This is a genomic window from Lysobacter sp. CA196, assembly GCF_052078695.1.
Classification (GTDB): domain Bacteria; phylum Pseudomonadota; class Gammaproteobacteria; order Xanthomonadales; family Xanthomonadaceae; genus Lysobacter.
In genome coordinates this window covers 106,382-117,742 of sequence record NZ_JBQJIN010000003.1, presented here as the reverse complement: position 1 = coordinate 117,742, position 11,361 = coordinate 106,382, and the positions used below count along the sequence as shown (strand labels likewise).

The 11,361-nt window shown below is 64.5% G+C and carries 8 protein-coding genes; 4 read left to right on the top strand and 4 right to left on the bottom strand.

Annotated elements, in window-relative coordinates; translation table 11 throughout:
• Positions 1-524: 524 nt before the first annotated feature.
• Complete coding sequence (locus tag ACTOWK_RS04420; RefSeq protein WP_441328978.1) at positions 525-812, bottom strand: hypothetical protein; 288 nt, start codon at positions 810-812, stop codon at positions 525-527.
• An 808-nt stretch (positions 813-1,620) separates the two neighbouring features.
• On the opposite strand from ACTOWK_RS04420, the gene ACTOWK_RS04415 reads away from it, so the two are divergent.
• From ACTOWK_RS04415 to ACTOWK_RS04405, 3 genes are read left to right on the top strand one after another with little or no spacing between them, the layout of a single operon-like run.
• Complete coding sequence (locus tag ACTOWK_RS04415; RefSeq protein ID WP_441328977.1) at positions 1,621-2,664, top strand: hypothetical protein; 1,044 nt, start codon at positions 1,621-1,623, stop codon at positions 2,662-2,664.
• A 23-nt stretch (positions 2,665-2,687) separates the two neighbouring features.
• Complete coding sequence (locus ACTOWK_RS04410) at positions 2,688-4,028, top strand: peptidyl-prolyl cis-trans isomerase (RefSeq protein ID WP_441328976.1); 1,341 nt, start codon at positions 2,688-2,690, stop codon at positions 4,026-4,028.
• On the top strand, positions 4,025-4,576 hold the full coding sequence (locus ACTOWK_RS04405; RefSeq protein ID WP_441328975.1) for a hypothetical protein: 552 nt from the start codon (positions 4,025-4,027) through the stop codon (positions 4,574-4,576). Before ACTOWK_RS04410 ends, ACTOWK_RS04405 begins: the two co-directional genes overlap by 4 nt.
• Positions 4,577-4,623: 47 nt before the next feature.
• Here the strand turns inward: ACTOWK_RS04405 and ACTOWK_RS04400 are convergent, their stop codons facing one another.
• Together ACTOWK_RS04400 and ACTOWK_RS04395 are read right to left on the bottom strand one after the other, a co-directional pair.
• Positions 4,624-5,442 carry a hypothetical protein gene (locus tag ACTOWK_RS04400; RefSeq protein WP_441328974.1) on the bottom strand — a complete coding sequence of 273 codons (819 nt, stop codon included), beginning with the start codon at positions 5,440-5,442 and terminating at the stop codon, positions 4,624-4,626.
• A 151-nt stretch (positions 5,443-5,593) separates the two neighbouring features.
• Complete coding sequence (locus tag ACTOWK_RS04395) at positions 5,594-6,799, bottom strand: nuclear transport factor 2 family protein (protein ID WP_441328973.1); 1,206 nt, start codon at positions 6,797-6,799, stop codon at positions 5,594-5,596.
• Positions 6,800-7,285: 486 nt separating this feature from the next.
• Between ACTOWK_RS04395 and ACTOWK_RS04390 the strand changes: the two genes are divergently transcribed.
• Positions 7,286-8,995, top strand: coding sequence for an XVIPCD domain-containing protein (locus tag ACTOWK_RS04390; protein ID WP_441328972.1), 1,710 nt, complete (start codon positions 7,286-7,288; stop codon positions 8,993-8,995).
• A 100-nt stretch (positions 8,996-9,095) separates the two neighbouring features.
• Here ACTOWK_RS04390 and ACTOWK_RS04385 read toward each other — a convergent pair whose 3' ends face one another.
• Entirely contained in the window at positions 9,096-11,162 is a 2,067-nt protein-coding gene (locus ACTOWK_RS04385) for a prolyl oligopeptidase family serine peptidase (protein WP_441329118.1), read from the bottom strand.
• Positions 11,163-11,361: the final 199 nt, after the last annotated feature.

The following is an 11,361-nucleotide window of genomic DNA, read 5'->3' as shown; positions in this document are numbered from 1 at the left end:
TTCTGATCGTCTGTAACCCAGGCATGCGCGGGCAAACCGCGGCCGTCGGCTGCGCATCGCTGCGCAACATCGTTCAGGCCGTCGTTGGAATCGCGTCGTCGCCTAGGGCTTTAGAGCATCTCGATGAGGTCGAACCCGCGTTCGAGCATTAGTGCGGGCGTGGTGGGTCCGGGTCCGGGCATGCCGGATCGACGGAATAGGCACTACCTTGCGGTACAGCAGAAACACGATCGCGTCGCCGCGAGTTCGCTGTCGGGTTCGACCGCGGTGCTGCCGACCTGCGTCGCGTTCCGGACGCGAGGGCGCGTCGCCCGGGGCTGCGCCATGCGAAGGCCGCAAGTCGGACGAAACGATCCCTTGCGGGAACGGCTGCGGTAGGTCTGCACTACCCGGTCGTGCGTTCGCGAGTGCCTGCAAAGATGCGTAGACCGGCGCTCGCGCACCTGGCCTGCGTTCTCGCAGTGCTCGCAACCGCTCAGTGCGCCGCCCCTGTCGATTTCCCCGGGCGCACGGTTCGGCGTGGATTACATGCCGCAGTTCCGGAAAACGACCGCGCGGCCATGCTGCGGTGGCCACGGGTAGATCCGTTCGCCGACCAGCAAGGTCGCGGCCACTGCGACCGCCGTCGACTGCGCATAGCGCCGATGACGGCACACGCGGCCTGCGCGCAGGCACTGCGCCGTCGTACCGGTGGGAACACATGCGTCGACTACGGCCCGGGCGCGCTCGCTTCTGGCGTCGCCGATATGGGTATCGCCGTTGCCTCGGCGAATCGCTTCGGCTTGACTTCTGGTGCAGGACGTCGCGCTCATTACCCTCTCCGCTCGAACCATATCCATGGCAAAACAGATATCAAAGAAACCGGGAGCAGCTGCGGTGCACTACTGTATTCGATTCAACATTTATCGAATGTGCATGATAGATCGACGTCGAACGAAGTTGTGTGATCGCTCTCAGGCTTAGCGTGTTGCTGCATTCTTCTTGCGTGATGTGCATCAAGGAACGATTTGAAGCGATAGTGACGCACGACCGTCGAGCGCATTAAGCGCCGGTAAAGATGACAAATCATTGCGTGCGATAAGTTCTATCGCGCGTTGCCGCACACGTATCGATGCTCGCTTGATGCGCTTCACTCGTCGATCGTGACGGGCGCTGCACTAGCGCCTCGGGAGTGCGAATCCGTTCGCCGGTGCGCGATGCGGTGGCGACAGCATCGAACTTTCGCTTCCGGAAAACACCGTGTCGGCAGGCGAAACGTGGAGGTTGTCCATGCGATTCGATCGACCGCTGGATTCGCGATTCACCCACGATAATCGGGTTATCCCAGTGATTGGGTTCGGCGGCGATGACGTTTGTCATCGCGATTGTTTCTTTTTGTCGCGCAAGCGATTGGCCCATCGCGAAGTGCCCGATGAACGGGCATGACGACGGATATCATCTGCAGTGTGCATTGCGTTGCGCATCTCGCCCGGCGCGCAGACATCGGCTGCGCCGCGGTTTCATCGCTCCGATTCCCGACGGCTCGCTGCGATCCCTTGGGTCGATTTCGGTAATCTGACGCAGCCCTGTCACATGCGCCGATCATCATTCCGGGCAATTTTTCGCCCGGAGATTATGGCCATGCCCGTGTTATCCCGTGCTGCTCGTCACGCTACCGCCCTCGCCTGCACCGCCGCCCTGTTGTTCACCAGCGACGCCGCGCAAGCGCACAAGCAGGAAGTCCATCGCCGCATCGTCCTGGATGCGGTGGCCTTCATGAAGGCGAACCCGAGCCTCACCAATTACGACCGGCTGCTGGCCGGCGTGCAGGCAGCGGGCTATACCATCGACACCTTCGCCGCCGCGATCGGCCAGGGCGCGTACGACGTCGACGACTTTTCCGACACCTATATCTGCGGCGCGATCACCGGCGATTGCGTGAAGGCGCCGCTATGGGGCACCACCTCGTCTCTGGTCAACTACACCTCGTACTGGCACTTCCAGGATCACGCGAACAGCCGAGATGTCCACGGCAATACCTATGGCGGCTACAACTACGATCGCAGCACGATGAAGGGCGACATCGACAACCTGGCCGCCGACTGGTTGTGGAACGACCATCTGGACGACGGCGGTGGCGGCATGAAGGGGTGGTTCGGCGAAACCAGCCGCTACAACACTTACGGCGTGACCGAGAGCAAGTACCGCATCGGCAGCACCTCGAACGCATCGATGTACGCCGACTTCCAGCAGATGCCGTTCCAGCCCATCTCCAATCTAGGCCAATACTGGTTCGCCCAGTTTCTCTCCAGCCCGACCGCGCAGTCGCTGGGCTTCATTTTGCACACCACCGACGTCAGCGTGCCGCAGCACACCTGGTCGACCTCGGGCAACAACCATTCCGATTACGAAGGCTGGGTGGAGAACTACTACTACACCGAGAAGCTCAACGACCCGGCGCTGGTGAAGCTGGCGCTTAACGATATCCCGGCACTGTCGGCCACCGCGACCGACGTGCGTCCGCTGATCCACCGGCTCGGCGCCTACACCTACCAGAACGGCGCGCTCGCGCTGTCGTCCGCGGCCTACTCCGACCGCCTCGAGGTGTCGCGCAAGACGGTGCCGCACGCCATCGCGATGGTGGTGCGCGTGCTCGACCGCGCGGCGGAGCGTCTATCGCCGTGAAGCCGTCTTCGGCGTTGCGATTCATGGCAGGGCTGTCGACCGCCCTGCTCTTCTGCGCCCCGGGGTTCGCTGCTGCCGGCGTGCCGATCGACGGGACCTTGCCGGAACCGCGCAAGGCGCTGCGGGTGAACGACTGGACCCTGTCCACGACCGCACTGGACGCGCTGCTGCGGGTGGTGCGGGAGCACGAGCCCGGCGTCACGCCTTCGCAGGTCGCGATGGCCGCGGCCGAGGATCGCGTGCTGGGCGGTTATGCGCGACGCCGCTACGACGATGCGCAGTTGTTTGCCGGCCAGCGGGTGCGATTTTCCCCGCAGGCATCGGTCGAAGCGTCGTTGGTGACGACCTTGCAGGCGGCGTTTCGCGAGCCCCTGGCGAAGGCGGTCGGGCCGGCCGAAGCGTATGTCGTCAAACGCCATCCGCTTACCCGCGAGCGCCTCGTCGCCCTGCTGGATAGACGCGGCAAGCTGGGTCTCGACGACCGCCTGCCGGCCGCGCGCATAGCGCAGTTGAAAGACCAGCCCTTGATCGACGGCCGCGTCGGTGCGCAGTCGTATCGCATCAGTCTGTACGACGTCTGGGAACGGCAGGATGTGCAGGGGCGCGATGCCTTGTATCGGTTCGATGCCGCATTCGCGATGCAGCAAGCCGGACAGTTGGCCCGCGACCGTTTCGTGCTGGGCTGGGCCGCTCACAACAGCGGCCTGGGCGCTGCCGGCGTGGAGCAACTGCGGCAACTGGTGGCCGACCGTAACCGCCGCAATGCGCTTGCGCGCCTGTTGGGCAGCGGCGAAGACCCGCATTACAGCAGCCCCGAGGTCGAGCGCTTGCACCGCAACGTCGAGCCCGCGTCCATTCGCAAGTACTACGACGACCACCAGGCCGAGTTCACGCGCACCGACAAGGTGCTGATGCGATCGATGCGCTTCGCCGATGAGGCACAGGCGCGGGCTGTCGCCGCCGAGCTGGGCAAGGGCGCGCGCTTCGAGGACGCGATGCGGCGCCGCGGCGCAGGCGACGGCATCGCACGCTGGCTCGACCGCGATGCCGCCCGCCGTTCCTGGATCGCGCAACTCGCCTTCGCGCAACCGCCCGGACCGGCGTCGCCGCCGATCCGCGAGCCGGAAGCGGGAACCGCCGCGCCGGGCTGGGTCATCGTCAAGGTGGACCAACGCGTGACCGGCCTGCATCCACCCGGCAGCGAAACCGTACGCTTCACCGCCAGCGAGGCGATTGCGCGGCAGCGCGCAGCCTCGAACTACGCCGGCCTGAGGGCACGCCTGTTGTCCGAGGCGCGCATCGAGATCAACCCGGCGGCACTGGGTGTCCGCGCTGCTCCGAAGTCGCTGGAGTCGAGACCATGAAATGGCCGTTGGCGGTTGCGGTGCTGCTGCTGGGCGCGGCGGCGTGGCGGCTGACTACATCAGGCGCACCCGGCGCACGCCAGCCCTCGGCGGAGACGCCTGCAGTGGCCGATCCACTGGGGCATGCGCCTGCTGGCGTTACATCGGCTGCGACGGCGGAGCCGGGCCCCTCGCCCGCCGCTTCGACCCCCTCGCAATCGTCTCCGGCCTGGCAGTCGATGGCCGCATCGCGCGAGCACGGCGATGAGCGTGCGCCGCCGATCGAACGTCCCACGGCGGAATCGCAGGCTCCCGCTGCCAGCGCATGGGAACTCAGCGACCCGGTCCGCTATCGCGAGTACGAGTTGCGCGGTCGACGACGGCTGCACCAGGAGTATCTGATCGCCGCGGAACAGGAACTGCCCAAGTGGAAGGCGTTGCTCGAACGAGCCCGCGCCAGTGGCGCTCCGCCCGCGGTGATCGCCGAAGCGCAGGACAAGATCCGTCGCCTGGAAGCGCGGCAGATCGCGCTGCGCCATGGCGAACCCGCGCAAGCGCGAAAGCGATGATCCGGTCGGGAGGGACGGCGGCGGCGTAGCCGCCGGCGAGCGGGTCTCTATGGTTTGGTATCGACGCAGGCACGCAGTTTGTCGCGCGCAGCGAGTCCTCCGGTCCATTCGAGGATGTACAGCACGTTTTCGTGCTTGCGATCGAAGACTTCGAATCGATGCTGGTCGAGCATCCCATCTAGCAGCGCGTCCACGTTGTCGACCGCCATCAACAGCAGGCCGTCGCCGCCGGTGCCCGCCATCGGCAGGTTGAACACCTCGACGGTCTGACGCTCCTCGCCGGTCTGGTGCAATTGGACGGTCAACTTCTGCGCCGACTTGGGTTTCGGAACGCCACGCCCGTACAACGCCAGATAGGCATAGGGAGAGCCGCCGCCCGGGCCAAGAATCATCATGCTGCTGCCCTCGCGATAGAAACGCGCAGCGCAGTACTGCCCGGGCGCGTTATCCGCAGCGGGCCTGAAGTTCCAGAATCCGTCGAAGAACGCCCGGTAGTCGGGATCGCGCGCCATGCGTTGTTGATGCTTGCGCAGGCTCTCGGCTTGCTCGAGTTTGTCCCGGCGCAGCATCTCCTCCAGCTCCGCGGCGGAGAAGTTGGGCTCGTAGCCTTCCCATCGGTCCTCCTCGTCGCCCCCGTAACAACACGGCGGGGTCGCGGCGATGTCGTTCATCGCTCGCGCATGCGCGGCCATTTCTGCTTGATTGGCTTGGGCCGGACTCATTGCGCAGGCAAGCGCCAATGCGCAGACCAGACTCGCAGCGACCTTGTCCATGGATGCTTTCTCCCGGAGTGAGATGTCGGCGCGTTGCGCACCGCCGGCGTCACGATACTTGTCTTTTTCGGGCAAGGCGACGGCGAAAGGCAAATCCCCCCTTCCCCCCCTTTTACAAGGGGGGGAACGACAAGAGCCTGCCTTTCGAGGTGCAAAGCCCCCCGATGGGAGGGCTTTGTTCGGTGGCCGATGCGGGAGCCCTCCCCTCCTCCCGCCATCCTGGCGGGGCCCCAGGTACTCAGCGCTAAGGCGTTGCTCCGACCTTCGCCGCACCGTCCGCGGTTTCCAGTTTTCCGATGACGGCGGCGACCACGTCGCGGGTGGATTGCCAGTTCATGCCGGTGATCAGCCGGCCATCGACTTCCACGTGCGAGGTGTTGCGGGCGCCGTGGCGGAACAGACCCTTGCGGCTTTGCAAGCGCTGTTCGATCGAGAACGGGAAGCTCTTGTAGTAGGCCGCCTTCTTGTCCTCGAAGGCGTCGGGATAGCCGGTCACGCGCTTGCCGCCGACCAGGGCGGTGCCGTCCGACAACGTCAGGCCCACCAGGCCGGCACTGCCGTGGCATACCGCCGAGACGACGCCACCGTGTTGCTCGTAGACGCGGACGGCCAAGGCCTGCAAGGCCGGGTCGTCGGCGACGCCGAACATCGCCGCGCTGCCGCCGATGTACATCAGCGCGGCGTAGGCGCCGGCGTCGACATCGGCGGGCTTGCGCGTGTTGGCCAGGGCCCACATGAAGTCGTGGTCGTACAGCTTGTCCTTATGCTCGGGGTAGCGGGTGTCGATATAGGCCAGCGGCACCGCGCCGCCTTCGGGGCTGACGAACTGCACGCCGTAGCCGGCCGCACGGAACGCGGCATAGGCATGGATGAGTTCGCTGAAGCTGTTGCCGGCGCTGAGCTCGGTGCCGGGCATGGTGGCGACGTTGGACACGGCCAGCAACACCTGCCGGCCATGCGCCGGCGCGGTTTGGCGGGTGGCGGTCTTGCTGACGATTTGCCAGCGACCGCCGATCTTCTTCAGCAGGAACAGATCGACGAAGCGCGCCTGGTCCTTGGCGATCAGGATCTCGGCCTTCGCGGTCGCGACACCGCCGTCGACCTGGGTGCCGAGCAGGCGACCGACACGGCCGTTGAACTGCCCGGGGTTCTTGCCGAACCAGCCGATGTAGTCGGCGATGCTGACCTCGCGCATGCCGTCGGTTCCCTGGTCCAGGTACAGGCGGGCATTGGGATGGAAGGCGCGGCGGAGTCGATCGGCCTGGCTGTAGGAACTGCCCTGCAGATAGTCCTCGACGGCGGCGGCGACCTGGCGCTCGTCGTGGCTCGATTCGGCATGGGCCGGGGCGCCGAACAGCAGCGCCAATGCGGCGGTTCGAAACAGTCGGACGAGGCTGGCGCGCCGCTTGGGCGCGGCGACGGCGGCGGGCTTGGATCGTGTTGCTGACATGGCGGACTCCAGTGGGTGGATCCACCGAATTCTGCGCGATGCCCTTTTGGATCAATATCTTGGAGCGTGTTTCCGTACTCGCGAAACGCGTTTCAGGAGTCGACGTCCGGCCGCAGTTGGGCCTGCCGCCGGGCGACCGGCGTGGTCCCCGCGACTTCCTGAAGCGGCTGTAGAAAGTGGATATGGACAGGAAGCCGGGGGCCTGCGCGACCTGTTCGATCGGCTCCGGGGCCGGCTCACGCAACAAATTTTGCCGGCCGCTTCGACCCGCAGCGAGGTGCAGCTTGAAGGCGGCCTGGCGCAAGACCGGATGAGCTGGCTCGACGGTTCGGGGCTAGCGAGATTGGTCCGCCCGCCTCTTGCTGCTACGGGCAGGCCCGGAACCTAGCTAACTTGTGACTGCCGACACGCTTGTTGGCGGTCCAGCGCGTCCTGTCGAAACACCGCCGCACGTATCCCCTAGAGCGTCGATCAGTGGAGCGCCCCGTGCACGAGCCCGAAAACGAAACCGAGCAGGAGGTCAGCGCGTTGCTCGACAGTGTCAACGGTATCGGCGCCGACACCATCGAGTACGCCAATCTAAAACAGCTGTTCGCCGACTCTGCGCATCTGCAAAGTCAATTGCGCAGGGCCAAAGCCGAGGGTGGGCTGACCGCGATCGTCCTGTTGCCGGAGACATCGACATTGGGCGGACTGTATACCTATACGGACGGGGTGATATCGCTAAGTCGCGAGACCCTGTCGAAGCCTCCTGCCGAAGGCGGCACCGGAGCGGCTTGGATCGTCGGCCATGAACTCGAACATTGCCTCAGGTCCGCCGAGCTTCGTGCACGTGTCGGCCTCGATATCGGATTCGCGAACGTATTTGCGACAGACAGTACTTACGATTACACCGATGTGGTCGGGTCCTATGTGCAAGCAATGCGCGAGAACGAAGCGTATTCGGAGATCGCGGGCTGGAATGCGCATTTGGACGTCCTCAAGAAAAAAAGCGGCAAGGACATGCCCGACGCCACCGACCTAGTTGTGTCGGTTCCGGGTCGAATAGACCACTACTTCCAGTCCAGCGCCGGCAGCCTGGGTTACGAGTTCAAGCCGGAGATCGAGGCGGTTCTGCACTCCGACCGGAGCATGCCGGCCAGCACCGAAGCCATCGCCAGGATATCGCAGTGCTACTTCGACGCACCGCCGGAGCGTTCGCGCCTGGGCCCGTGGGGTAACTGCGACTATCGGCATTACTACGCGGCCATGGCGATCGAGGAAATCCATCAAACCGCCCCCTCGCAGATCCAGGTGCAACTGTCTGCGCTCCATCTCGATAACGCGACCCTATGGGCCAGCGGGGTAAATCTCAGCCCCTTCGGCATTCCGATCTTCAGCGATGCGTCCGTGCCGGAACCGGCGATCGACCCGGTCGAAACCGCAACGTTGCCCGTTCCAGGCCACTCCGAGCCCAGGCCATTGTTTTACGACCCCTTATGGCAGGGCATGTTCGAGCAGCGTATGGGCGACGAACATGCCGCCAGCAGCGATGCTGTCGACCTCAGTGGCAGCTCACTGCTCGAGACGAGGATGTCGGCCAAGTGGAATCCGGAGGATGAAGTGCCGGTCCCGTTCAACACGCCTCCCGGGTCGCCACCGCTGCCGCCCGTGCCGCAGTCGCCCGAACTGTTGGATCTTTGGATCGCCTCGCTGCTCAACGACGATGGCGGGCCGAGCACAAGCACCGGCAGCGTGCTCGGCAAACGCGAGTTCGACGACGAATCGCCAAGGCAAACCCAGGCAAGTCCGAAGATTCCGCGCGTCGATCCGGACTCGACTCCGCCAGAGCAGCATCGGCTGTATCTGCAAGCCTTGAACGCACTGCAAACTCACTCCGACCCGGAGCTTCGCGACCGCGCGCCGGAAACCCTGCAACGCCTCTCCGCGGGGCTGGCTTACGAGGCGCAGAAGTCCGGCTTTAACCGCATCGATCACGTCGTCGCGTCCAAGCAGAATGAGTATCTGTTCGCGATCCAGGGCGGCATACCGAACGATCCCGCCAATCAGCAGGTGCATATCGAACAACATGTCGCCAGCGCCACGCCGCTGGAACGAACGCTGGCGGAACTCGCCGCGATCACACCGCCCGATGCGGCCCATGCCCTGGACGCACCATCGAAAGCGTCGCAGGATCGCCATCCGCCCGCGCATTGATGGTCCGATTCACCCACGCTTCCGCCGTAGACAGAGCGGGCCCGACACGGAAACGCCCAACCGGGGTTGGGCGTTTCCGTGCGCCGCATCGACCGGACTTTTACTTCTTGCTCTGCGCCGTATGATGCTTGAGCGCCTCGGTCAGACCGGGCACGCCGTCGGCGCCGTGCGGTACGGACAAGCTGGAGCCTTGCAGGTCCTGGCCGATAGGCTCGACGCGTCCGCCCAGGCACTTGCCGAGAAACCCTTCGGTCAGCGCGTTGAAGGCCTTGCGGTTTTCCGGCCGCGCGAAACCATGGCCCTCATCCGCGAACAAGGCGTAGCTCACTGGAATCCCACGCTGATTCATCGCCGCGACCAGATTGTCGCTCTCGGCCTGGGTCACGCGCGGATCGTTGGCGCCTTGGCCGACGAGCAAGGGCTTGCTGATCTTGTCGACCCGACCGATCGGTGAACGTTCGAGCAGGTGCTTACGCCCGGACTCCGTGCGCGGATCCCCTACCCGCTTGTACCAGGTGGCCTCAAGGGTCGGAGCGGCATATGCCGGGAACGATTCGATGAGAGTGACCAGGCTGGAGGGGCCGACGATATCGACGCCGCATTTAAAGGCGTCGGGCGTGAAGCTCAACCCGACCAGGGTGGCATAGCCGCCGTAGCTGCCGCCCATGATCGCGACCTGGTCCTTCGTGGTCACGCCCTGCTTCACCGCCCACGCCACCGCATCGATCAAATCGTCGTGCATCTTGCCGGCGAACTCGCCGTCGGCACGGTTGAGGAAGTTTTTACCGAAGCCGGTGGAACCGCGATAGTTGACGTTGAGCACCGCGTATCCGCGGTTGGCCAGCCACTGCGTAATACCGGCATAGCCATAGGAATCGCGCGCCCAGGGGCCGCCGTGCACATTCAGCACCATGGGCACCGGTCGATCTGGCTTGCCGTCGCCATTGGCATCGGCCTGCGGCGGCAGGGTCAGGTAGCTCACCAAGGTCAGGCCGTCGCGCGAGCGGATTTCCTGTGGCCACATCGGCGCCAACGGCAAGCCCTCCAGCTTCGGCCGCGACGAGAACAACTTGGTCAGCTTGCCCGAGCCACCGTGTCCGCCGCGATCGTAGCGGTAGTACACGCTCGGCGTCTCCGGCGCCGAATACAGGACGATCCAACTGCGATTGTCCAGCGTCTGCGATTGCACCGAGGCTTCACCGGGACCGATTTTCTTCAGCGCGGCCAGGTCGGAGGCTACCTGCGGGTCGATCGCGGTCCACTCCTCGCGCAGGTAGTTGGCGCTCGCGGCCAATATCCGGCCGCTGCCCGGGTCGGTCAGAATTCCGGCGATATCGGCTTTGGCGTTCTCCAGCAGTAGGCGGCGTTTGCCGTCGGCACTCTGCGCGAACAACGCGCCGGTGTCGCGGCCGCGCGAATCCAGCCAATATAAGGTTTGGCCGTCGGCGGTATAGCCCAGGGTTCTGGTGGTCAGGCCGTCTTCGACAGGGATGCGGTCCCAGGGACTCCATTGGCCGCTCTCGTCCAGAGCCAGTATCTCGCGGCTGCCGTCCGGGGCGGGCTTATAGCCCAGGCGCACGCGATAATCCTCGTCGGTGAGAAAGCCGCTGAAGCCTTCGTTTTTCTGCACCAAGGTACGCTCGCCGCTGCCAAGGTCGACGCGATAGAGATCGTGGTATTTCGCATCGCGGTCGTTCATGCCGATCGTTACCGACTCGGGATGGCGCGAACTGATGTTGCCGATGCGGGCGCGGATCTTGGGATAGGGCGACAGGTCGCGCTCGTTGCCGCTCACGATGTCCAACGCGAATACGTGATAGTTCTCATCGCCGCCGCTGTCGCGCACGTACAGCAGCGTGCCGGGTCTGTACGCCCACGTATACCCGGTGATGCCGCGGGTCTTGTCGCGGGTCGCGGGCTTGGCTTTATCGAGTTGGTCCGCAGGCGCGACCCACACATTAAGCACGCCATCCAATGGAGCGACCCAGCCCAAGTACTTTCCGTCGGGACTGATCGAAACGTTGGTGCGTTCCGGATTGCTGAACAACAGATCACGCGAAATGAGCGCCGGAGCAGCGTCGGGCGAAGACGCAGGGACGACCTGCGCGGGTAAAAAGGCCAACGCAGTGGTCAGGCCGGCGGAAAGCAAAGTGATCTTCATGAGCATCCTCGAACGATGGGATCGGGCAAATCGACGGCAGAAAGGAAGCCGTTCGCCATGTTGCTGCCTTGCGGTTCCTGAGCGAACAGCTTGGTCGATGCCAAGTTTCGTCGGGAGCAACAAGCAGCACTTCCAAGGATGCTCGAAGAGCGCGGTTGGTCGCAGCAAGTGCGCTGTTTATCGCATTCAACAAGAGAGATTCATT